This window comes from Streptomyces sp. NPDC088733, from assembly GCF_044751185.1.
In the GTDB taxonomy this organism is placed as follows: Bacteria; Actinomycetota; Actinomycetes; order Streptomycetales; family Streptomycetaceae; genus Actinacidiphila.
On the sequence record NZ_JBIVLH010000021.1, the window covers coordinates 1 to 22460 of the forward strand.

A 22460-nucleotide genomic window follows, 5' to 3' on the forward strand; every position below is an offset into this window, starting at 1 on the left:
ACCGTCACCCGCCTCATGGTCGACACCTGCTGCACCGCCCTGGAGAAGGCCGACCTCGTCTGACCAGCGGCTGCCGTCCGGCACCCACCGCTCCCGCACACCGAGGGCGCCCGTCACCACGACGGGCGCCCTCGGCGCGTACGGCCTCACCGCGCGCGCACGGCCTCGTAGAGGAAGCAGCCGTACTCCACGGCCCGTACGTGCACCAGCGCGACCCGCGGGTCGGCGAAGCGGGTGGCGAGCACGGCCTCGGCGGCGCCGGCCGCGGCCTCCTCCGCGCTGAGCAGCACCAGGCGGCCGCCCAGGATGCGGCCGTTGCCGTCGTACGAGCGCAGGACCCGGTGTTCGCCGTGGAGGCCGAGAGCCTGGGCGTGCCCGGTGCCCGCGGGCGGCCCGGGGCAGTCCGCGGCACGGGCGTGGACGAAGACCGGGCCGGTCTCGTCGTACGGGCCGGGCCGCGCGCCGGTCGCGGCCGCCCAGCGGCGCAACGGGGCGTACGCGACCAGGGCGACGCGTTCACCGGGAGCGCTGCGGCGCAGGCAGCAGCGCAGCGGGGCGCCGCCCTCGCCGTCCACCGCGGGCTCGGGCGTCAGCCCCGCGTCGTCGGTGCGGCGCAGCCGCTCCAGGACGGCCGGGTCGATGGCGCGAACGGAGAAGAAGGGGGAGCTGTACGTCGGGTGCACCGTGTATGCCGTGGTCATGCCCCCAGCCTCGCCGCGACGGGCCGCCCGGTCCGGCGGGATACGGACACCGTGTTCGGCCGTCCGCCCGCAACCCGATCCCACGCACCGTCAGATCGCTTGCGGGGAAAGGGGTTTCCCTGTCGCGCGGGGTTCGCCCGGAGCACGCGGGGGTGACCAACCGGGGGTTCACTCGTTCAACGGAACGTGACTTCTCAACAAGCGACCGCCTCCCGGACCCGGCGCGGCACTCCCGTGATCGTGGACGTCGAGGAGGCCGAGGCCGCGCTCGTCGAGAACTACCCGCACCTGGTCCGGCTGGCGTATCTGATCCTGCCCGCGGGGCTCGGCAGGCACCGCCGGGTCATGACCGCGCACTCCCTGGTGCAGCGCACCCTGCCGAGATCCGCGAGCGAGCCCGACCCCGCGTCCCTGAGCGTCCCGGGGCCGCGCGGCCCGGTGGACCGGTCCTACGCGCTGATGCGGCAGGAAGTGCTCTGCGCCGCGCTGGCCTTCGAGCAGGAGGAGGGTGCGCGCGGCTGGCTGCGGAAGACGGCGACGGGCGTCCTGCCGCCGCACGTCTGGGGCCTGCGGCTGCACCCGAAGGCCGGCGGGACGGACGAGGCGGCGCTGGACCGGGCGCTGGCCGGGCTCGACGCCCCGGCGCGGGCGGCGTACGCGCTCCTGGAGCTGGAGAACCTGCGCCGCTCCGACGGCCGCGAGGTGCGCAAGCTGCTCGCCGCCGCCGACGCGCCCGACCCCCGCGGCGCGCTCAAGTCCGCGGAGGCGGTCCCGTACGGACTGCTCGGCGCGGGCGGGTTCGACCCCTGCACGGTGCAGGCCCGGCCGACGGATCTGCTGCGCAGGCGCCAGCACGGCCGGGCCGCGCTGATCGCGGCCGCCGCGGTGGCCGTCACGGCGGCCCTGGTCGCCGTGCTGGGCGGCGGGCCCGAGCCGTACTCCGCGGGCGGCCCCCCGAACGCGTACGGCGCGAGTCTCCTGGACCCGGCGCGGCTGGTCCGGGTCGACGGCGCCGTGTGGAAGCGCGCCTCCCGGGTGGACTTCACCGTCTGGCCCGCCCGCGGCGGCCGGGTCAAGGACGCGAAGCTGCTGGGCCGGGCGCTCGAGGTGTGGGCGCACCCCGGCGAGCGGGTCGCGGTCTCGGCCACCAAGGGCACCACCGAGGGCCTGCCCGCGCAGCCCCCGCAACTGCTGTACGCGGGCGACGTGGACGCCGCGCGCGTGGTGCTGATGTACGACGGCCTGCGGCTCGTGCGCTACGCGGAGCCCCGCGACGGCAAGGGCCAGGCGGCCCTGGACTTCACGCGGGTGGACGGCGCCGACGTCTCGACGGCCGCCGTCGTGGTGGGCCGGATCGACGGCAACACGCGTTTCCTGGCCGCCCCTTGGGTGACCGGGACGGCGTCCCGCGACCTGCTCGGGCCGGACCGGCCCGCGCAGAAGCTGCGCCTGGCGGCGGACGGGGTGACCGACCCCGTGCGGATGCCGGGCGCGGAGAGCGACAGCGCCTCGGCCGGTGCGAAGGGGCCGTGCGGCACCGCGTGGCCGGCCCTGGAGTTCCGGGCGGCGGACGGCGTGGGCCCGGGCAAGCCGATCCTCCTCACCGACCTGGGCGACCTCGTACCGGTGCACCTGACGTACCAGCCGGCCGGCAGCGCCGTCCCGGGCGAGGCCGCCGGCAAGGACGCCCTGGCGAGCTGGGCGCGCACGGTCTGCCATCTCGGCGCGATGCGGGGGCTGGGCGTGCGCACGGTCAACGCCTGGCAGTACGCCGAGCAGCCGCTGCCCGAGAACAACGGCCGGGCCGCCTGGGTGTGCACCCGCGCCGACACCTGGACGGGCACGGACGGGCGGACCCTCGCGCTGTTCCTGCCGCCGGTCACCGAGCCGACCAGCCCGGGCGCGCCGGTGGGCCAGAGCACGAAGGACACCGGGGCGTGCGGCCGGTCGGTGCCGCAGGTGCTGGCCGGGGTGCTGTGGAAGTCCACGGCCGGGCACTGGTACCTGCTGGCGGCGGGCAGCCCCGACGTGGAGCGGATCACCGCCACCGGCGGCGTGACCGGTTCCGCCGACGGCCCCGCGATGGCGGTGCGTGCCGAGCAGGGCGCCCGGGCGGAGCTGTCCGCGGTGCTCGACTCGGGCACCAGGATCAGCACGCTGCGCTGAACCGTCCGGGCCGCCCGGCCGGTGGCCGTCCACGCCACCGGCCGGGCGGCCCGGCCCCGTCCCGGGTCCGCGGACAGGTCGGCGGACGGGTCGGCGACAATGGCGGCATGGACCCTCTCGGCTTCCGGCTCGCGGAGCACTCCGACGCCGCCCTGCTCGTACGTCTCAGGGACGGCGCCGCGCGCTGGATGCAGGAGCGGGGCATCGACCAGTGGAAGCCCGGCGAGATGGGCGAGGACCACTTCCGGGCCCGCATGGCCGAGGGCGAGGTGTGGCTCGCCGAGGACCGCGGCCGGGTCGTCGGCGGCTGGGAACTGTGGTGGGCGGACGAGCCCGCCTGGGGCGTGCGGCCGCCGGACGCCGGCTATGTGCACCGGCTGATGGTGGACCGCGGGACGGCCCCGCGCGGCGCCGGCGCGGCGATGCTGGCCGAGGCGGAACGCCGTATCGCCGCGGAGGGACGCCGCTGGGCCCGGCTGGACTGCGTGGCCGGCAACCCGCGGCTGCGCGGCTGGTACGAGGCGGCCGGCTACACCGTCGTCGGGGAGCAGCCCCGCAAGCAGGGCGGCAGGGGCAGCCCGTACGCGGTGACGCTGCTGGAGAAGGCGCTCTAGCACAGCGGAGCGGCCCGCCCCCGGAGGTCCGGGGGCGGGCCGCTCCACCGCTGGGCGTGACAGGGCTCGCGGATCAGGGCTGTGCGCGACGGGCCCGGTCGTACGCCGCGTCGGCCGCACGCCGGATCTCCTCGCGGTCCCGCAGGACCGCCTCCATCTCCTCGTCCACGCCGGGGCCCGGGCCGGACCCGCGCCGCGTCAGCCGGTCGTGGAGGTAGCGGCAGGCCGCGTCCTCGCTGTCGAAGCGCCGGTGCGGGTCGTAAACGCCGCGTTCCCAGTTGCCGACCACCCAGGCGTCGTCCTCCTGCCGGAGGTAGGAGAAGTCCGGGGGCCGCACGTCGAACTCGTGGAAGCCGGGGATCTCGTACAGGCCGCCGGGCACCCCCTCGGAGGCGAGCGCCTCGCACAGCTCACGCCGGTCCATGGGCGCGGTCCCGTCAGTTCAGCCGGACGAGATCGCCGTTGGCGATGTGGTTGGCCACGCTGTCGCCGTTGTCCAGCACGTACTGGAGCCCGTTGCCCGGCTGGCCGTAGAAGGGCGCGACGAGCCCCGCGCGGACCTCGAAGCGATGCACGACCTTGTACAGGTGGTAGTTGAAGGGGTAGCCCGCGTCGAAGGTGTTGAGGTTCGACGGCGCGATGGAGCGCTGCGCGTACGGCGAGCCGGCCGGCGCGAGGAACCTGCCGCCCTCGCCGCCGAAGCGGTCGATCTTCTGTCCGACGCTGAGGTTGAGGGTCGTGGTGGGGGCGTCCGGGAGGAAACCGTCGTCGACCGGGAACCGGTACCTGCCCGCCGCGGAGTCGTACCAGGTCGACAGGAATCCGTTGGCGTTCTGGCCGTCGAGGCGGCGGTAGCCGGTCAGCATCGCGCCGATCAGGCCCTTGCGGGGCAGGACGCGCGGGCCGAGCCGCGGATCGCCGCAGAAGAACGTCGGGACGGTGAAGGTGGCACCGACGCAGATGCGGGGGGTGTGCGGGCCTGCGGTGAAAGGCCGGCCGGGACCCACCAGAGGGGCCGCCGCCGGAGCCGCGGCAGGGCGCACGGAAGGCGCCGGACGGACGGAGGGGGCCGGGGCGTGCGAGCCCGGGCCCCGGTCGTCGGCCTGCGAGGGCGCGACCGTGCCGACAAGGGTGCTGACAACCAGGACGAGCAGAGCAGGAAGAGTGGTGAGCGATATTCGCTGGCGCCGCTTCAAGGGTCCTCCATGGGACGACGGGAACCGGGCATTCGGGAGCCTCGGTCACCCTGGGTCACCGAGGCCGCGCGAATACGTACCCCGCCCCGCCCCGCCCGCCGGACCGGCGCGCCGTGAATTCATCCGGATGGGCCCGCACTTCGCCCGTACGCAGCACCGCCCGGCCGGGGCACCCCCTCGGGGGAGCTCCGGCCGGGCGGTGACGGAGTGTCGCGTTACCGGTGGACGTACACCGCGACGGTCCGCGCCGGGACCGTGAAGGTGCCCGAGGCGCGGTCGTAGGCGGAGTGCCTGACCACCGGGTCGGAGCCCGCGGCCTGGACCGGGTGGAGGGCCCAGCCCGTGCCGGCGAGGGCGGTGACGCGCTGCTCCTGGGCCTGCGGGGTGGCGTTGAGGACCACGACCAGGTCGCCGAGCCTCATGGTGATGACGCCCGGGGTCTCGTCCTTGCCGGACAGCGGGAAGGAGAGCCGGTCCCGCACCTGCGCGGCCGTGCTGAGCCCGAAGTCGGGCTCGGTGGAGCGGATGCGCAGCAGGTCCTGGTACGCGGCCGAGGCCGAAGTGATCTGCTCGCAGCCGGCCTTGAGGGTGTCCGCGGCCAGCAGCGGCCTGGCGTAGGGCCACTTGGACTCGTTGTCGGCCTTCGGGGGCAGGCCGCGTCCGAAGCCGTTGCCGGCCCGGCAGTCCCAGTGGACGGCGTTGAACCAGTCACCGGAGTCGTAGGAGTTGCGGTCCAGGGACTTGGAGCGCAGCAGGTCGGAGCCGGCCTGGTAGAGGGCCGGGCCCTGGGAGAGGGCGGGGACGGCCTCGGCGAGCACCTGCATGCGGGCCCGGTCGGCGGGCGAGGTGTCCTTCGGCAGCTTGAAGGCGAGCGCGTCGAAGAGGGCCTCGTTGTCGTGGGCGTCCACGTAGGCGAGCGCGTCGCCGGGGGCGTCCGCGTAACCGGCGGGCGAGCCGTTGTAGTCGACCTCGGCGCCGGTGACCTCCTTGCCGCCGCTGTCGGTGAAGGAGAAGGACTTCAGGTTGCCGGTCAGGCCGACTTTGATGAGGTCCTGGTAGTGCAGCAGACGGGCCTTCTGCTCGGCCTGCGTGCCGTTGGCGGCGGAGCCGTTGGGGTCGGTGAACAGGCCCGAGGCGAAGCCCTGGACGCCGGGGTCGGCGTCGAAGGGGCCGCCGCCGCGGACCGCGTCGCGGGCCCGGTCGGAGAAGGTGGCGACGCCGGTGCCGGCCATGTTCTTCTGGGTGGCCTGCACAAAGCGGGCGTCGTCGGCGACCTCGCCGAAGTTCCAGCCCTCGCCGTAGAGGATGATCTTCCTTCCGTCGACGCCGTCCTTGGCGGGGGTCAGCGCGTCCAGCGCCTTGCGGACGGCGAGGATGTTGGCCTTGGGGTGGTGGCCCATGAGGTCGAAGCGGAAGCCGTCGACCTTGTACTCCCTGGCCCAGGTGACGATCGAGTCCACCACGAGCTTGCCCATCATCGCGTTCTCGGGCGCGGTGTTGGAGCAGCAGGTGGAGTTCGCGACGGTGCCGTCGTCCAGGAGACGCTGGTAGTAGCCGGGCACGATCCGGTCGAGGACGGACGTGTCGTCCTGGCCGCTCGCGGCGGTGTGGTTGTAGACCACGTCCATGACGACGCGCAGGCCGGAGGTGTTGAGGCTCTGCACCATCCTCCGGAACTCCACCGTGCGCCGGGTGCCGTCCGGGTCGGTGGCGTACGAGCCCTCGGGGACGGTGTAGTGGAAGGGGTCGTAGCCCCAGTTGTAGGCGTCCTCGGCGGCGACGGCCGCCACGCACTCCTGCTGCTTCTCGGAGTCGGCCGGGTAGGCGGCGAGGTCGCAGTCGACCGTGGACCGGTCGGCGTCCTTCTCGGCCACGGTGGCGAAGTCGAAGGCGGGCAGGAGGTGGACGTAGGAGACACCCGCCTTCGCCAGCGCCCGCAGGTGTGCCATGCCGGCGGAGCCGGTGTCGGTAAAGGCGGTGTACTTGCCCCGGTCCGCGGCGGGGACGGAGGTGTCCTCGGCGGAGAAGTCCCGGATGTGGAGCTCCTGGATCTGGGCGTTGTTCAGGCCGACCGCCTCGGGCTTGGCCAGGTGCGACCAGCCGCTGGGGGCGAGCGCCTTGTCGTCGAGGTCGACGACGAGGCTCTGCTCGGAGTCGGCGGTCAGGGCCACGGAGTAGGGGTCGGTGACGGTGTTGGTGACGACCTTCTGGACGCTGGGCGCCCAGACCTTCACGGCGTACCGGTACGGCTTGCCGGTCCAGTTCCGCTCACCGGTCACGCTCCACACGCCGGTGGAGGCGTCGCGCCGCATCGGGACGGTGCGCCCGTCCAGGTCCAGGGCGACGGACTGGGCGGTGGGGGCCCACACCGACAGCGTGGGCCTGCCGCGGTCGAAGACCGGGCCGAGCGCGGCCCTGGTCGCCTTCGCCGCGTACAGGTCGTCCAGGACGCCCTGGATCTGGACGCCGGTGGCGGACAGCAGCGCTCCATTGGCAAGGTGCTGGGTGGCGACGACCTGGCCGGTGAGGGCCGCGCGGACGCGGTCGCGGTCGCGCGGGTCGATCGTGAAGGCCGCGTAGTCCTTCAGGTGCGGGAAGCGGGCCTTCTGGGCGTCGGTCAGGCCGCCCGGGACGCGGTGGAGGCGCAGCCAGTGGCCCTCACCCGTCAGCACGCCGTCCTTGACGGCGAGGCCGCCGTCCGGGGCGTAGACCAGCTGCTGGCTGGCGGCGCCGTCGCCGGTCTTCCAGGCGACGGTGTCCGCGTCGATCCACTGCGCCTTGGCCGTGGAGAGGTCGAGGTCGGCGGAGGAACCGGACGTGGTCGGCAGCAGGTACTTCTCGGTGCCGTTCAGGAGCCACACCTCGTGTCCGTAGGTGGCGAGGTCGAGCGACTGGTCGGCGGGCAGGTCCTTGGTGTCGCCCTTGTGCAGGATGTAACTCAGCGACGTGGCGCCCGCGGCGAGCGGCACCTCGAAGACGGCGCCGAAGGCGTCGGTCCGCACCGGCTGCAACGGGGCGGTCCAGTCGGTGGGGTTGGCGGCGCCGGTCCAGGTGTGCAGGCCCCAGCCGCTGTAGTCTCCATCGGCCCGGTGGTAGTGGAGGACCGCTTTCGAACGGTCTTGTCCCGGCTCGGTGCCGGAGGGGGCCTGGGTGGCGACGGCCTCCTTGCCCTGCTCGACCCAGATCTCGCCGGTCCTGGTGACGTCGATGAAGCGGTCGGAGCCGACGTCCTTGGTGCCGTCCTTGTCGATGACGAGGTAACCGACGCTGGAGGCACCCGGCTTGAGCTTCACATAGGCGAAGGCGCCGTAGGCGTCGCGGCCGATGAAGTCGTGCCCCGCGGGCCACGTGGTGCCCTCGCCTTCGGCGATGTCGCCCCAGGCGTACAGCCGCCAGTCGGTGTAGTCGTTGTCGGTGCGCTTGTAGTGGACGATCGCGTAGTCGCGGCTGCTCGCCACCGGGGGCTGCGGCGGGACCGGGGTGCCGCTGGTGGACTCGGCGGTGGCGCTCGCGGTGCGGCCGGCGGAATCGATCACGACCGCCTTGTACCGCAGCGCGGTCCCGGGCGTCACGTCGTCACCGACCGTCTGGGTGACCTTGTACGGCGCGTGGTCCGCGGAGCCGAGCACCTTCCAGGGCCCGTTGCCGGTCTGCGCGGCGAAGACGACCCGGTTCAGCTGCCCGCCCTGGACGCCGGCCGACAGTTCGACGGTGCCGGTGGCGCCCGCCGCGGGGGCTTCGAGGGTGAGGGACGGCCTGGTGGCGGGGGCGCCGAGCGGCTTCGCCGCCTTCCAGACCACGGCGGACAGGGCCGGGACGGTGACGGCGATCCTGGTGTCTGCCCCGCTGCGCACCGAGCCCTCGGTACCGTAGAGCGCGGTGAAGGCGGTGTTCGCGGAGCCGGTGGGCACCTCCGCGGTCCGCTCCCCCGTCGCGTTGTTGACGGCGACGACGTACTCGGTGCGGGTCCTGGGGTCCGTGCGCGAGAAGGCGTAGATCCCGGCGCCGTCGGCGGCGTAGCGCTCGGTCTGGACGCCGTCGGCGAGGGCCGGATCGGTTCTGCGCAGCGCGGCGAGCCTCGCGATCGCCCGGTAGAGCGGGGCGCCGGTGTCGTAGGCGTCGCTCGCGTGGGTGCGGTCGGTGCCGAGTTCGTCGTCGTCGAGGTAGTCGGCGACCTTCGAGGCGAACATCGTCTGGCGGGCGTCCTTGTCGCCGCCGGCGCCGGTGAAGCCCTGTTCGTCACCGTAGTAGACGACGGGGTTGCCGCGCGTGAGGAACATCAGCTCGTTGGCGAGCCGGTCGCGGCGCAGGAGTTCGGCGTCGCCGGCCTGCGGGTTGTCCTGCTCCAGGAATGTGCCGATGCGGCCCATGTCGTGGTTGCCGAGGAAGGTGACCTGCTCGTACGCGTTGGCCTTGTCGGTCGTGTAGCGGTAGTCGTCGCCGAGGACCGAGGCGAGCCTGCCCGCGGAGCCGCCCTGGGAGGCGTACTGGCGGACGGCGTCCTGGAAGGGGAAGTCGAGCGTGGAGTCCAGGCGCCCCTGCGTGACGTACGGGGAGGTGATGGCGGTGTCGGCGGAGTAGACCTCGCCGAACATGAAGAAGTCCTTGCGGCCGTGCCGGGCGGCGTACGCGTCGAGGGCGGTGGCCCACTGGGTCCAGAACGGCAGGTCGACGTGCTTGACGGTGTCGATGCGGAAGCCGTCGACGGCGAAGTCGCGGACCCACTTCTCGTAGATCTCCTCCATGCCCTTCACGACCTCGGGGCGCTCGGTCCACAGGTCGTCCAGGCCGGAGAAGTCGCCCTGGTCGGCGCTCTCGCCGGCGAAGGTGGAGTCGCCCCGGTTGTGGTACATCGCCGGGTCGTTGAGCCAGGCCGGGACCTTGGCGTCCGAGGTGACGACGGGGGTCCGGGGGAAGGAGTCGCGGTCGACGGCGGGGAAGCCCTTGCCGCCCTTCGCGTAGTCGGCGTCGTCGAAGGGCACGCCGTCCTTCGTCAGGTAGGGGAACGCGCCCTTGGAGAGGTAGCCGTAGGACTTCTCGTCGTAGTCGACGACGTCGGCGGTGTGGTTGGTGATGACGTCGAAGAAGACCTTCATGCCCTTGGCGTGGGCCTTGGAGATCAGCGTCTTGAGGTCGGCGTTGGTGCCGAAGTGGGGGTCGACCTGGGTGAAGTCGGTGATCCAGTAGCCGTGGTAGCCGGCCGAGGCCTGGTCCCCCGTGCCCTGCACGGGCCGGTTCTTGAAGATCGGCGCCATCCATATCGCGGTGGTGCCGAGGCCCTTGATGTAGTCGAGGCGCCGGGTCAGGCCCTTGAGGTCGCCGCCCTGGTAGAAGCCCTTGTCGGTGGGGTCGTAGCCGGTGCTGAGCCGGGTGCCGGTCAGGCCGCCCCTGTCGTTGGAGGGGTCGCCATTGGCGAAACGATCCGGCAGGACGAAGTAGAACTGCTCGCGCGTCAGGTCGTGACGGGCGGGCTGTACGGCGAGCACGGCATCGGACGGCGGGGCGGGCGGGGCGGCCGCCGACGCGGCGGGGGCCGAGGCGGGAACGGCGAGGGCGGCGGCGAGGGCCGCCACCGCGACGGCTGCGGCTCCGCGTCTGCGCGCGCGGGGACGCGCGGCGGACGCGGGCAGCCCGGTGGGCTGGGCCACGGGGGTTCTCCTTGCGGAATCCGTGTGCGGACGGTTGTACCTCTGGGAGCCCACGCGCCATGAGCCGTGGCCCGGCGGCAGTGCCGGACCGTGAGCGGGACCGTACCTCTTGCGCGGGTCTTACAGCAAGATGTCGCAAGGATTTCCAACCGGGTCGCGCCCTGCCCCTGCGACCCGCCCGACCCCTTCTCGCCACACGAGTTCTGACGAACCGTCACCGAACACTATGAACGCAAACGCGATGTCCCTGGACCGCCGGCCCGCGGTCGCCGAGCATCGGTGCGCCGCGCGACGAGGCGCGGGAAGACCGAAGGGAGACGACGAGATGCTCGGGCTTTTCTCTCGCCGCACACGCTCCGCGGTGCCGCCGGCCGGGGGCCGGTCCGCGGGACGCCGCGTCGCCGCGGTGGCCGGCGGCCTCGCCGCGATCCTCGCCGCCGGCACGGCCGGACCCCTCCCGGCCGCCGCGACGGACGGCCCCGCCCCCGCGCAGTGCCCGGCGAACCTGGCGGCGGAGGCCACCTGCTACCGGGGCCAGGACGCGAGCGGCGCCTTCTACGCGATGGCCGTCCCGCACGACTGGAACGGCTCGCTGGTCGTGCACGCCCACGGCGGCCCCGACCTCGGCGACACCTCCGACCCCGAGCGCAGCACCGGGGACCTGGAGCGCTGGTCGGTGATGGTCAAGGAGGGCTACGCCTGGGCGGGTTCGTCGTACCGCCGCGGCGGCTACGGCACGCGGATGGCCGCCGCGGACACCGAGAACGTGCGCCGGCTGTTCGTGAAGCGCTTCGGCACCCCGCGCCGGACCTTCGTCCACGGCCAGTCCTGGGGCGGCGACGTGGCGGCCAAGGTCGCCGAGATCTACGGCACCGGCAGGCACGCGCCCTACGACGGCGTCCTGCTCACCAGCGGTGTCCTCGGCGGCGGTTCGCGCGGCTACGACTACCGGGTGGACCTGCGCGTGGTCTACCAGTACTACTGCCGGAACCACCCGCGTCCCACGGAGCCCCAGTACCCCCTGTGGACGGGGCTGCGCGCGGACTCGACGATGACGGCCACGGGTCTGCGCTCCAGGCTCCAGGAGTGCACCGGTTACGCGTCGCCGCCGCAGGAGCGCACGCCGCTCCAGCAGCGGAACCTGGACGACATCCTCGCGGTGACGCGCGTCCCCGAGCGGACGCTGGAGTCGCACCTGCGCTTCGCGACCTTCACCTTCCGCGACATCGTCGTCAACCGGCTGGGCGGCCGCAATCCGTTCGACAACACGACCGTGCGGTACCGCGGTTCGCACGACGACGCCGCCCTCAACGCGGGCGTGGAGCGCTTCGCCGCGGACCCGTCGGCCAAGCGGGACCTGTCCTTCGACAGCGACATCACCGGCGCCGTCTCCCTGCCCGTGCTCACGATGCACGCCATCGACGACCCCACGGCGTTCGTCGAGCACGAGGCGGCCTACCGGGCGTCGCTGGAGGGCGCGGCCCGCTCCCGCGGCGACCGGGGGCGGGTCCGTCTCGTGCAGACCTTCACCCGGGAGTCCGAGCACAGCGAACTGAGCTCCGCGGAGTACGCCGCCGCCCTCGACGCCCTCGCCGGCTGGGTGCGCACCGGCCGCACGCCCACACCGGCGTCGGTCGCGGCCTCCTGCCCGGCGTACGACGCCGGCTACGGCACCGGCTGCTTCTTCGCCCCGGACTGGTTCCCGCGCCCGTACGCCACCCGCGTCTACCCGCGGCCGGGCGGTACGCACTGGCCGGCGCTGTCCGCGGCACGGGAGCGGGTGCTCAGCCGGCTGCCGGGCGTGGGCATCGCGCCCTGAGCGGCGCGCCCCGGGCGGCGCCGCCCGCCTCCCACCTGCAGAATCTTGCAGAAAGTTTCTGCAGGGGCCTTCCGTCCCGCCGGGAAGCGCTGTTACGTTCCTCATCGTCCCGGTCCGGCCGGCCGGGGGTCCGCGCCTGACGGCGGCCCCACGCGCCCGGCCGGCCGGACCGGGGACGTACGGACAAAGGCCGTTCCTGACGCCGGGCCCGGCGTCAGGAGCGGCGGCCGCCGCCGGGCGCCTGGCCCGTGGAGCCGCGCACGACGAGCTCCGTCTGGAAGACGAACTCCGAACGCTGCACCGGATTGCCGCCGATCTCCTCCAGCAGCGCGTTCACGGCGGCCGCCCCCATCGCCTCGACCGGCTGCCGGACCGTGGTCAGCGGCGGGTCGGTGAAGGCGATCAGCGGCGAGTCGTCGTAGCCGACGACCGAGACGTCCCCGGGGACCGTCAGCCCCCGCTCCCGCGCCGCCCGCACGGCCCCCAGCGCCATCAGGTCGCTGCCGCACACGATGCCCGTGCAGCCCCGGTCCAGCAGCGCGCCGGCGGCCGCGTGACCGCCCTCGACGGAGAAGAGCGTGTGCTGCACGCAGCCCGCCGCCTCCTCCTTGTCCAGGCCCAGGAAGTCGCCCAGCGCCTCCACGAAGCCGTCGACCTTGCGGTGCACCGGCACATACCGGTTGGGCCCGACGGCCAGCCCGATCCGCTGGTGGCCGAGGTCCACCAGGTGCTGCACGGCGATCCGCGCCGAGGCGCGCTCGTCCGGCGAGATGTACGGGCCCGCGATGGCCGGGTTGTAACCGTTGACGAGCACATAGGGCACGCCCTGGCCGAGGAGCCGGGCATAGCGCTCGGGGTCGGCGGTGACATCGGCGTGCAGGCCGGACAGGAAGACGATGCCGCGCACCCCGCGCTCCACGAGCGCCTCCACCAGTTCGTCCTCGGTGGAGCCGCCGGGGTGCTGGGTGCACAGCACCGCGGTGTAGCCGTAGCCGGTCAGGTTCTGCTCGATGACCTGGGCGAAGGCGGGAAAGATCGGGTTGTTGAGCTCGGGGGTGATCAGGCCGATCTGACCGGCGCTGCGCCGGCGCAGCCGCACCGGGCGCTCGTAACCGAGCACGTCGAGTGCGGCCAGCACCTTCTGCCGGGTGGCGGGGGCGACCCCCGCCTTCCCGTTCAGCACGCGGCTGGCGGTGGCCTCGCTGACCCCCGCCTGTGCCGCGATGTCGGCGAGGCGGGCCGTGGTGTTCACGATCCCCGAGCCTATGCGACCGCGGCGCACGTCAAACGGCCCACCAGACGGTCGTGTCGGACGGGAGGACGGCCCCGTCCGCCGTGACCTCGACGGGGGCGCTGCTCAGCAGCACCGTGCCCGGCGCCGGCAGGGTCACCGGGGCGCCCGTGGTGTTGACGGTGCAGACGAAGCCGGGGCGGCGGAAGACCAGCACGCCCCGCGGGGCGTCCTGCCAGTGCACCGACTCCCCCGCGCCGAGGCCCGGCAGTTCGCGGCGCAGCCGCAGGGCCGCGCGGTACAGCTCCAGCGTGGACGCCGGGTCCCCGGTCTGCGCCGCCACGCTCAGGCCGGCCCAGGAGGCGGGCTGCGGCAGCCAGCTGCCGCCGCTGCCGAAGCCGTACGAGCTGCCCTCCGCCGTCCACGGGATCGGCACCCGGCAGCCGTCGCGGAAGCCGTCCTGGCCGGCGGCGCGGAAGAACGCCGGGTCCTGGCGGACCTCGTCCGGCAGGTCGGTGACCTCGGGCAGGCCCAGCTCCTCGCCCTGGTAGACGTACGCGGAGCCGGGCAGCGCCAGCATCAGCAGGGAGGCGGCACGGGCGCGGCCCACGTCGTACGTCCGCTGGTCGGCGGAGAGCCGGGTGGCGTGGCGGACCACGTCGTGGTTGGACAGCACCCAGGTGGTGGGCGCGGCGACCGGGCGCATGGCGTCCAGCGAGCGGTCGATGACCTCGCGCAGCTCGGCGGCGTCCCACCGGGTGCCCAGGTACTGGAAGTTGAAGGCCTGGTGCAGTTCGTCGTGGCGGACGTAGTTGGCCGTGCGCTCCACGGTGGGCGTCCAGGCCTCGGCGACGGCGATGCGCTGCCCCTGGTACTCGTCGAGGATGCGCCGCCACGAGCGGTAGACCTCGTGCACGCCGTCCTGGTCGAAGAAGGGCAGGACATCGTTGCCAAGCAGCTTGAGCTGCTCGTGGGCGCCGATGTCGGGCAGGCCGTCGGCCTTCACCAGGCCGTGCGCGACGTCGATGCGGAAGCCGTCGACGCCCATGTCCAGCCAGAAGCGCAGGATCGAGCGGAACTCGTCCTGGACGGCCGGGTGCTCCCAGTTGAAGTCGGGCTGCTCGGGCGCGAACAGGTGCAGGAACCACTCGCCGTCGGCCGCGCGGGTCCAGGCCGGGCCGCCGAAGACCGACTCCCAGTCGTTGGGCGGCAGTTCGCCGTTCCCGCCCTTGCCGGCACGGAAGTGGTAGCGCTGCCGCAGCGGGGAGCCGGGGCCCTCGCGCAGCGCCTGCTTGAACCACTCGTGCTGGTCGGAGGAGTGGTTGGGGACCAGGTCGACGATGATCCGCAGGCCCAGCCGGTGGGCGTCGCGGATCAGCCCGTCGGCGTCGTGCAGGGTGCCGAACATCGGGTCGATGGCCCGGTAGTCGGCGACGTCGTAGCCGCCGTCGGCCTGCGGGGAGGCGTAGAAGGGGCTCAGCCAGACCGCGTCGACACCCAGGTCGCGCAGGTACGGAAGGCGCTCGCGGACGCCGGGGATGTCGCCCATGCCGTCGCCGTTCCCGTCGGCGAAACTCCGGGGGTAGACCTGGTAGATGACCGCGTCTCTCCACCAGTCCGTGGCGGCCACGGGCTGGTCGGAGGGGTGGGGGTGACGGGTGGAGTCCGCCAGGTACTGGGTCATGGTGATCCCTTGGAGGAGTGGAGGCGCGGTACGGCGAGGAAGGCGGGGCCGGGGTGCCCGGCCGGTCGGGCCGGGCACCCCGGGGCGTGCGGTCAGGACTTGGCGGCGCCGGCGGTGAGGCCGGTGACCAGGTGCTTCTGCACGAGGTAGAAGACGAAGCTGACGGGGATGGCGATGAGCACCGCGGTGGCGGCCATGTAGTTCCACTGCGCGTCGTGCTCGCTGACGAAGCTGCTCAGGCCCACGGCGAGGGTGTACTTGCCGTCGTCGAGCATGAAGGTGGTGGCGAAGGCGACCTCGCCCCAAGCGGTGAGGCAGGTGTAGAAGGCGGCCACCGCCAGGCCGGGCCGGGCCAGCGGCAGCACCAGCCGCCAGAAGGTGCCGAACGGGCTGAGCCCGTCGACGCGGCCGGCCTCGTCGATCTCGAAGGGGATCGTGTCGAAGTAGCCCTTGAGCATCCACGCGCAGTACGGCACGGCGGTGCTGCAGTAGACGAGGATCAGGCCGCCGTAGGTGTCGATCAGCCCCAGGTCCGAGAGGATCACGTACATCGGGACCATGAGCACGGCGACCGGGAACATCTGGGTGATCAGCAGCGCCCACATGAACTTCTTGTAGCCCGGGAAGCGCATGCGGGAGACCGCGTAGCCGGTGGTGGCCGCGATCAGTACGCCGATGAGGCAGGTGGCCCCCGCGACGATCAGGGTGTTGCCGAACCAGGTGAGGAAGCCCGTGTGCTGCAGGACGAAGGAGTAGTTGGAGAAGCCGGCCTTGTCCAGGATCCGGCCGGGGTGCAGGTAGTCGTCCTTGTCCGGGCCGAGGGAGAGGAAGACCAGCCAGCCGATCGGGAAGAGCGCGATCAGGCTGGCGCCGGACAGTACACCGTGCGACAGCACCGAGGCGGTCCGGCTGCGGCGGCCGCGGCGGTACCCGCCCGGGCGCCGCTTCCCCGGCGCGGCGCCCTGCGGCTCGCCGGAGGAATCGGGGCCGGGCCCCGGGATCGTGGTCTGGGTCGTGGTGCTCATGCTGATCCCCTCAGGCGGCGAGCTGGTCATGGCGGGCCAGCCAGCGGCGGTAGAAGGTGGTGAAGACGACCAGGATCGACAGCAGGAGCACGCCGTAGGCGGCGGACTGCGCGTAGTCGCGCGGCTGCTGGCCGAACCCGAGTTGGTAGGCCCAGGTCACGAGGATCTGCGCGTCCGGCGCGCCGCTGCCGAAGAGCAGGTAGATGATGGCGAACTGGTTGAACGTCCAGATAATGCCGAGCAGCACGACGGTGCTGCTGACCGAGCGCAGGCCGGGCAGGGTCACATTGCGGAAGCGCTGCCAGGCGTTCGCGCCGTCCATCTCGGCGGCCTCGTACAGCTCCGACGGAATCGACTGGAGACCGCCGAGGAGCGAGACCATCATGAAGGGCACGCCCACCCAGGTGTTGACCAGGATCGCGGCGATCTGCTGGAAGGTGCTGTCCTCCAGCCACTGCGGCTGCGGCAGGTGCAGGCCCCCCAGGACGGAGTTCACCACCCCGGAGTCGCCGAGCATGATCCGCCAGGAGAAGACGGTGACGAACGTCGGCACCGCCCAGGGCAGGATCAGCATCATCCGGTAGAAGGTGCGCCCGCGCAGCTTCTGGTTGAGCAGCAGCGCCAGGCCGAGGCCGAGGCCGTAGTGGAGGGCGACGCAGACCGCGGTCCAGATCACCGTCCAGATGAAGTGCGACCAGAAGCGGTCGTAGGAGGTCGGGCCCCAGAGGATGTCGGCGTAGTTGTGCAGGCCGATGAACTGGTAGGTGGCGTCGATGTGGTTGACGCCGATGGTGCGGGCCGAGTTCAGGCTGTTGGCGTCGGTGAGCGTGAGGTACATGCCCTGGACGAGCGGGTAGCCCACCAGGACGCCGAGCACGACGACCACCGGGGCGATCATCGCGTACGCGTACCAGTGCTTCTGGTAGGAGCGCTTGAGGCGCTCGATCGGACCGGGGCGCGATCCGCGCGTTTCGCGGGACTCGCGCACCGTGCCCGGGGCGGCGGCTGTCATCGTTGGGGCCTTCTCCACGGGGTGTCGTGCGGGGCTTCGTGCGGGGCGTCTTCCGGCGGAGGACAGCCGGTGGCCGCCGGCCCGCCCGGTTCGGGGGCGGGGCCGGCGGCCGCGGGGATCACTTGCTGTAGTCGGGCAGCAGCTTGGCCATCGCGACGGCCGCGTTGTCCAGGCCCTTGTCCAGCGGCTCCTTGCCGCCGGCGACCTTGGTCAGCTCGTCGCCGAGCGGACCCCACAACGAGCTGTACTCGGGCAGCTCGGGGCGCGGCTGGGCGGAGGACAGCACCGACTGGAAGCCCGCGACACCCGGGTCCGCGGTCACCTGCGCGGTGTAGGCGTCCGAGCGGGTCGGCAGCGTGGAGTTCTTCAGGGCGATGGTGGTCTGGCTCTTCGCCGAGGTCATGAAGTTCACGAACTTCAGCGCGGCTTCCTGGTGGGCCTTGTCCGAGCCGGCGTAGACGGCGAGGTTGTGGCCGCCGGTGGGGGCGCCGGCCGAACCGGCGGAGCCGGCCGGGACCGGGGCGATACCGAGGTTCGCCTTGTCGGCGAACGCGGAGCCCTTGTAGAAGTTGGTGATCTCCCACGGGCCCTGGATGATCGCGGCGACCTTGCCGTTGACGAAGGCGTCCTGGATGTGGGCGTAGGCGTCCGCGGTGGTGTCGGCCTTGTGCAGCCCGGCGCCGGAGAACATGCTCTGCCAGGTGGTGAGGCCCTTGACTGCGGCGTCACCGTTGACGGTGATCTTCTTGGCGGAGGTGTCGACCATGTCGGTGCCCTCGCCGTACAGGAACGGCTGGGCGTAGTAGGAGGCGGTGTTCAGCCAGAAGCCGTCGGCACCGGTCTTCGCCTTGATGGTCTTGGCGGCGGCCTTCAGGTCGTCCCAGGTCTTGGGGGCCTCGGCGATGCCGGCCTGCTGGAAGAGCTTCTTGTTGTAGACCAGCGCCAGGGTGTCGGTGGTGAAGGGGACACCGTAGGTCTTGCCGTCGAACTGGGCCTGCTTGAGCAGGGACGCCTGGAACTTGTCCTGGTCGGCGAGGGCCTCGGTGCCGTCCAGCGGCAGGAAGTAGCTCTTCTTGGCGAACGCGGGCGTCCAGCCGACCTCGGAGCGGAGCACATCGGGGGCGCCCTTGCTGCCGGCGGCGGTGTCGAACTTGTTCTGCGCCGCGTCGAAGGGGACGTTGACGTACTTGACCTTGATCTTCGAGTTCGCCTTCTCGAAGTCCGCCACCAGGGCCTTGTAGGTCGGCGCCTCATTGGTGGCGTTCGAGGTGTCCCACCAGGTGATGGTGACGGGACCGTCGGCCTTGTCACTGCCGCTGTCGCCGCCGCAAGCCGTCGCCGCGAGCCCGAGCGCCGCAACCAGCGCGGTGGCCGCTATGCCACGCCGCATGTGATCTCCTCCAGGATGAAAGCCCGTGATACTGCGGGGCGCGTCGCCGCGTCCCCCCTGCCGACTGCACCGTTGCGGCCGCCGGGCTGTCGAGGAACGTAACAGGGATGAAAGCTTCCGGAAAGACCTTGCAGCAAAGACTTGCAAGATCTTCCGATCGTTACGTCGGTGTGTCCCGGCAGTTGCCGAGAGGAGACGTGCGGGAGGAAGCACGACGACGTGGAAGTCATTACGCCATCTTCCGCAAAATTCTGAAAGGCATTGCCGATCGGGCGGTGGATGGGAATCATCGGCAGGAACCGGCGCCGACTCACGAGGGACCGACATGACCCAAGAGCTCGCCCCCGTCGTCCACGGCGCGGCCCCCGCGGCCGCGGGCCGCCCCGAGGGCTCGGACCCCGACTGGTGGCGCAGTGCCGTCATCTACCAGGTGTACGTGCGCTCCTTCGCGGACGGCGACGGCGACGGCGTGGGCGACCTGCCCGGCGCCCGGGCGCGGCTGCCCTACCTGGCGGAGCTGGGGGCCGACGCCGTCTGGCTGACCCCCTTCTACGCCTCCCCGCAGGCCGACGGCGGCTACGACGTCGCCGACTACCGGACCGTGGACCCCCTCTTCGGCTCCCTCGCAGACGCCGACGACCTCGTCCGGACCGCGCACGAACTGGGCCTGAGGGTGATCGTGGACGTCGTCCCGAACCACACCTCCGACCGGCACGCGTGGTTCCGGGCCGCGCTCGCGGACCGGCACGGGGGTCCGGCCCGCGAGCGCTACCACTTCCGCACCGGCAAGGGCGGGAACGGCGAACTGCCGCCCAACGACTGGGAGTCGGTCTTCGGCGGCCCGGCCTGGACCCGCGTGCCCGACGGCGACTGGTACCTCCACCTGTTCGCGCCCGAGCAGCCCGACCTCAACTGGGAGCACCCCGAGGTGCGGGAGGAGTTCGAGCAGATCCTGCGCTTCTGGCTCGACCTCGGCGTCGACGGCTTCCGCGTCGACGTCGCCCACGGCATGGTCAAGGCCCCCGGCCTGCCCGACATCGGGCACAAGGAGCAGGTCAAGCTGATCGGCTCCCAGGTGCTGCCGTTCTTCGACCAGGACGGCGTGCACGAGATCCACCGCTCCTGGCGGCGGCTGCTCGACGGCTACCCGGGCCGGCGCATCGGCGTCGCCGAGGCCTGGGCGCCCACCCCCGAGCGCATGGCGCTCTATGTGCGCCCCGACGAACTGCACCAGGCCTTCAACTTCCACTTCCTGCGCTGCGACTGGGACGCCGCCGCCATGCGCGCCGTCATCGACGAGTCGCTGGCCGCCACCGTCTCCGTCGGCGCCCCCACCACCTGGGTGCTCTCCAACCACGACGTGGTCCGCCATGTCACCCGCTACGGCGGCGGCGCCACCGGGCTGCGCCGCGCGCGGGCCGCGGCGCTGCTGATGCTGGCGCTGCCCGGCTCGGTCTACGTCTACCAGGGCGAGGAACTGGGCCTGCCCGAGGTCACCGACCTGCCGGACGAGGTCCGCCAGGACCCCTCCTTCTTCCGCGACAACGGGCAGGACGGACTGCGCGACGGCTGCCGGGTGCCGATCCCGTGGACGGCGGGCGGCAGCTCGTACGGTTTCGGCAGCGGCGGCAGCTGGCTGCCGCAGCCCGCCTCCTGGGCCGGCCTGAGTGTCGAGGCCCAGACCGGGGACCCGGCGTCCACGCTGGAGCTGTACCGCAAGGCCCTGCGGCTGCGCCGCGAACTGCCCGGTCTCGGCGACGGCCCGATGCGGTGGCTGGACGCCCCCGAGGGTGTGCTGGCCCTCTCCCGGCCCGGCCTGGTCTGCACCCTGAACACCCGCTCCACGCCCGTCGAACTGCCCGTTCCCGGGCGGCCGGTGCTCTCCAGCGAGCCGTTGGGAACCACCGGCGGAAACATCCGTCTTCCGGCCCATTCGTGCATCTGGTGGGCGATCTGAGATGCGACCGGTACAGTCCAATCCTGTGACCGCAAGGCTTGCCGACATCGCAGCCCAGGCGGGGGTGAGCGAAGCGACGGTCAGCCGGGTTCTCAACGGCAAGCCCGGGGTCTCCGCGGCAACCCGCCAATCCGTGCTGACCGCACTCGATCTGCTCGGCTACGAACGGCCGGTCCGGCTGCGCCGGCGCAGCGCCGGGCTCGTCGGGCTCATCACGCCCGAGCTGGAGAACCCCATCTTCCCGGCCTTCGCCCAGGTCATCGGCCAGGCGCTGACCCGCCAGGGATACACCCCGGTGCTGGCCACCCAGACACCCGGCGGCTCCACCGAGGACGAACTGGTGGAGATGCTCGTCGAGCGCGGCGTCGCCGGGATCATCTTCGTCTCCGGCCTGCACGCCGACTCCACCGCCGACATGGAGCGCTACGACCGGCTGCACGGCCAGGGCGTGCCCTTCGTCCTCATCAACGGGTTCTCCGACCGGATCAAGGCGCCGTTCGTGTCCCCCGACGACCGGGGCGCGATGCGGCTGGCCGTCACTCATCTGGCATCGCTCGGCCACGAGCGGATCGGCCTGGCCGTCGGGCCCAAGCGCTTCGTCCCGGTGCAGCGCAAGATCGAGGGCTTCCTGCGCAGCATGGACCAGGTGCTCGGCATACCGGCGCGGCTCGCCGAGGACCGCATCCAGCACTCGCTGTTCACCTTGGAGGGCGGCCAGGCGGCCGCCTCGGGGCTGATCGGGGCCGGCTGCACCGCCGTGGTCTGCGCCTCGGACATGATGGCGCTCGGCGCCGTCCGGGCCGCCCGGCAGCACGGCCTGTCGGTGCCCGGTGACGTCTCGGTCGTCGGGTTCGACGACTCCCCGCTCATCGCGTTCACCGATCCGCCGCTCACCACGATCCGCCAGCCGGTCACGGCGATGGGCCAGGCCGCGGTGCGCGCGCTGCTGGAGGAGGTCGGGGGCACCCCGGCCCCGCACAGCGAGTTCGTCTTCCTGCCTGAACTGGTCGTACGCGGTTCGACGGCATCAGGTCCCGGGGCCGGGGCAGCCGTACCGGTACAGCAGTCGGCCTGGAGGCGTACGCAGGATGCACGGAATCCGACCGGGGGCTGATCGGACGGCCTACCCCCGCATGGCAGACTATCCCCCCATGGGGGAATCGACCGCGAAGATCCTGGCACGCCGAGCCGCAACGGCAGCCCCGCCGCGCTCCATCGATTCCCGTGACGCCGATGGAGCGACGACGGGCAACGGGCGGCTGGCACCACGCCGACCACGGCTGTGGTTCGAGATCCTGCTGATCGCCGTCAGCTACTGGATCTACTCACTCGTGCGCAACGCCGTGCCCGAACAGCAGGCCGCGGCCATGCGCAACGCGGACCGGGTGTGGGACCTGGAACAGTCCTTCGGCCTCGCCTTCGAGCACGCGATCAACCATGCCGTGAATTCGGTAACGTGGCTCATCGTCGGGATGAACTATTACTACGCCACGCTGCACTTCGTGGTAACTCTCGCGGTGCTCGTCTGGCTCTTCCGCCGGCACCCCGGGCGCTACGCCCCGACCCGGCTGGTGCTGTTCGTGACGACCGGCATCGCACTGCTGGGGTACTACTTCTTCCCGCTGGCGCCGCCGCGGCTGATGGGCAGCGGCTTCATCGACACCGTGCGGATCCACCACACCTGGGGCTCGATGGCCTCCGGCGACCTGGCGCACGTGTCCAACCAGTACGCGGCCATGCCCTCGATGCACATCGGGTGGTCGCTGTGGTGCGGCATCACGGTCGCGATGCTGGCGCGGCACACCTGGGTCCGGGTGCTCGGGGTGCTCTACCCCGTCACCACGCTGCTCGTGATCGTGTCCACCGCCAACCACTTCTGGCTGGACGCGGCCGGCGGCACCGCCTGCCTCACGGTCGGCTTCGCCGCGTCCTGGGCGGTCTACGGCGGGCTGGCGTACAAACTCCCCCGCCAGGTGCGGGTCGCCACCGCATAGCGCCGCGCGGGCGGTGCGGGACA

Annotated in this window: 15 protein-coding genes; 6 read left to right on the top strand and 9 right to left on the bottom strand. The window is 72.4% G+C overall.

The annotated features are described in order from the left end of the window. Positions 1 to 146: 146 nt before the first annotated feature. Positions 147 to 701, bottom strand: a complete 555-nt coding sequence (locus ACIP64_RS30470) for a DUF1203 domain-containing protein (RefSeq protein ID WP_401592902.1) — start codon at positions 699 to 701, stop codon at positions 147 to 149. Between the two features lie 186 nt (positions 702 to 887). Here ACIP64_RS30470 and ACIP64_RS30475 point away from each other — a divergent pair, with 186 nt between their 5' ends. Together ACIP64_RS30475 and ACIP64_RS30480 are read left to right on the top strand one after the other, a co-directional pair. After that, positions 888 to 2867, top strand: coding sequence for a hypothetical protein (locus ACIP64_RS30475; protein WP_401592904.1), 1980 nt, complete (start codon positions 888 to 890; stop codon positions 2865 to 2867). 107 nt (positions 2868 to 2974) lie between these two features. Continuing rightward, a complete protein-coding gene (locus ACIP64_RS30480) occupies positions 2975 to 3481 on the top strand; it encodes a GNAT family N-acetyltransferase (RefSeq protein WP_401592906.1) in 507 nt (168 codons plus the stop codon). A 73-nt stretch (positions 3482 to 3554) separates the two neighbouring features. Here ACIP64_RS30480 and ACIP64_RS30485 read toward each other — a convergent pair whose 3' ends face one another. The 3 genes from ACIP64_RS30485 to pulA form a co-directional block, all read right to left on the bottom strand. Beyond that, complete coding sequence (locus ACIP64_RS30485; RefSeq protein WP_401592908.1) at positions 3555 to 3905, bottom strand: hypothetical protein; 351 nt, start codon at positions 3903 to 3905, stop codon at positions 3555 to 3557. A 13-nt stretch (positions 3906 to 3918) separates the two neighbouring features. Continuing rightward, a complete protein-coding gene (locus ACIP64_RS30490) occupies positions 3919 to 4677 on the bottom strand; it encodes a TNT domain-containing protein (protein ID WP_401592910.1) in 759 nt (252 codons plus the stop codon). 215 nt (positions 4678 to 4892) lie between these two features. Beyond that, positions 4893 to 10325 carry a pullulanase-type alpha-1,6-glucosidase gene (gene pulA / locus ACIP64_RS30495; RefSeq protein WP_401592912.1) on the bottom strand — a complete coding sequence of 1811 codons (5433 nt, stop codon included), beginning with the start codon at positions 10323 to 10325 and terminating at the stop codon, positions 4893 to 4895. A 325-nt stretch (positions 10326 to 10650) separates the two neighbouring features. Here pulA and ACIP64_RS30500 point away from each other — a divergent pair, with 325 nt between their 5' ends. Further along, complete coding sequence (locus tag ACIP64_RS30500) at positions 10651 to 12144, top strand: hypothetical protein (RefSeq protein ID WP_401592914.1); 1494 nt, start codon at positions 10651 to 10653, stop codon at positions 12142 to 12144. 214 nt (positions 12145 to 12358) lie between these two features. On the opposite strand, the gene ACIP64_RS30505 is transcribed toward ACIP64_RS30500, so the two are convergent. From ACIP64_RS30505 to ACIP64_RS30525, 5 genes are all read right to left on the bottom strand, one after another. Next, positions 12359 to 13396, bottom strand: coding sequence for a LacI family DNA-binding transcriptional regulator (locus ACIP64_RS30505; protein ID WP_401592916.1), 1038 nt, complete (start codon positions 13394 to 13396; stop codon positions 12359 to 12361). A 31-nt stretch (positions 13397 to 13427) separates the two neighbouring features. Continuing rightward, positions 13428 to 15059: a glycoside hydrolase family 13 protein gene (locus tag ACIP64_RS30510; RefSeq protein ID WP_401592918.1), complete on the bottom strand. Its 1632-nt coding sequence runs from the start codon at positions 15057 to 15059 to the stop codon at positions 13428 to 13430. Positions 15060 to 15151: 92 nt separating this feature from the next. Next, complete coding sequence (locus ACIP64_RS30515; protein ID WP_401592920.1) at positions 15152 to 16084, bottom strand: sugar ABC transporter permease; 933 nt, start codon at positions 16082 to 16084, stop codon at positions 15152 to 15154. Positions 16085 to 16094: 10 nt separating this feature from the next. Beyond that, the gene (locus tag ACIP64_RS30520) at positions 16095 to 17096 is read right to left on the bottom strand and encodes a carbohydrate ABC transporter permease (RefSeq protein ID WP_401592922.1); all 1002 of its coding nucleotides are present in this window, start codon (positions 17094 to 17096) and stop codon (positions 16095 to 16097) included. A gap of 118 nt (positions 17097 to 17214) precedes the next feature. Beyond that, positions 17215 to 18486: an extracellular solute-binding protein gene (locus ACIP64_RS30525; protein ID WP_401592924.1), complete on the bottom strand. Its 1272-nt coding sequence runs from the start codon at positions 18484 to 18486 to the stop codon at positions 17215 to 17217. Between the two features lie 325 nt (positions 18487 to 18811). Between ACIP64_RS30525 and ACIP64_RS30530 the strand changes: the two genes are divergently transcribed. The 3 genes from ACIP64_RS30530 to ACIP64_RS30540 are packed head-to-tail and all read left to right on the top strand — an operon-like array spanning position 18812 to position 22437. After that, on the top strand, positions 18812 to 20443 hold the full coding sequence (locus ACIP64_RS30530; protein ID WP_401592926.1) for a glycoside hydrolase family 13 protein: 1632 nt from the start codon (positions 18812 to 18814) through the stop codon (positions 20441 to 20443). 25 nt (positions 20444 to 20468) lie between these two features. Beyond that, positions 20469 to 21557, top strand: coding sequence for a LacI family DNA-binding transcriptional regulator (locus ACIP64_RS30535; RefSeq protein ID WP_401592928.1), 1089 nt, complete (start codon positions 20469 to 20471; stop codon positions 21555 to 21557). Between the two features lie 37 nt (positions 21558 to 21594). Further along, positions 21595 to 22437 carry a phosphatase PAP2 family protein gene (locus tag ACIP64_RS30540; RefSeq protein WP_360911568.1) on the top strand — a complete coding sequence of 281 codons (843 nt, stop codon included), beginning with the start codon at positions 21595 to 21597 and terminating at the stop codon, positions 22435 to 22437. Positions 22438 to 22460: the final 23 nt, after the last annotated feature.

What these genes read in the sequence shown, in the direction of transcription:
- ACIP64_RS30470 (WP_401592902.1), bottom strand. Translation starts at nt 701, where the DNA reads ATGACCACGGCATACACGGTGCACCCGACGTACAGCTCCCCCTTCTTC.
- ACIP64_RS30480 (WP_401592906.1), top strand. Translation starts at nt 2,975, where the DNA reads ATGGACCCTCTCGGCTTCCGGCTCGCGGAGCACTCCGACGCCGCCCTG.
- ACIP64_RS30485 (WP_401592908.1), bottom strand. Translation starts at nt 3,905, where the DNA reads ATGGACCGGCGTGAGCTGTGCGAGGCGCTCGCCTCCGAGGGGGTGCCC.
- ACIP64_RS30500 (WP_401592914.1), top strand. Translation starts at nt 10,651, where the DNA reads ATGCTCGGGCTTTTCTCTCGCCGCACACGCTCCGCGGTGCCGCCGGCC.
- ACIP64_RS30510 (WP_401592918.1), bottom strand. Translation starts at nt 15,059, where the DNA reads ATGACCCAGTACCTGGCGGACTCCACCCGTCACCCCCACCCCTCCGAC.
- ACIP64_RS30515 (WP_401592920.1), bottom strand. Translation starts at nt 16,084, where the DNA reads ATGAGCACCACGACCCAGACCACGATCCCGGGGCCCGGCCCCGATTCC.
- ACIP64_RS30520 (WP_401592922.1), bottom strand. Translation starts at nt 17,096, where the DNA reads ATGACAGCCGCCGCCCCGGGCACGGTGCGCGAGTCCCGCGAAACGCGC.
- ACIP64_RS30525 (WP_401592924.1), bottom strand. Translation starts at nt 18,486, where the DNA reads ATGCGGCGTGGCATAGCGGCCACCGCGCTGGTTGCGGCGCTCGGGCTC.
- ACIP64_RS30530 (WP_401592926.1), top strand. Translation starts at nt 18,812, where the DNA reads ATGACCCAAGAGCTCGCCCCCGTCGTCCACGGCGCGGCCCCCGCGGCC.
- ACIP64_RS30540 (WP_360911568.1), top strand. Translation starts at nt 21,595, where the DNA reads ATGGGGGAATCGACCGCGAAGATCCTGGCACGCCGAGCCGCAACGGCA.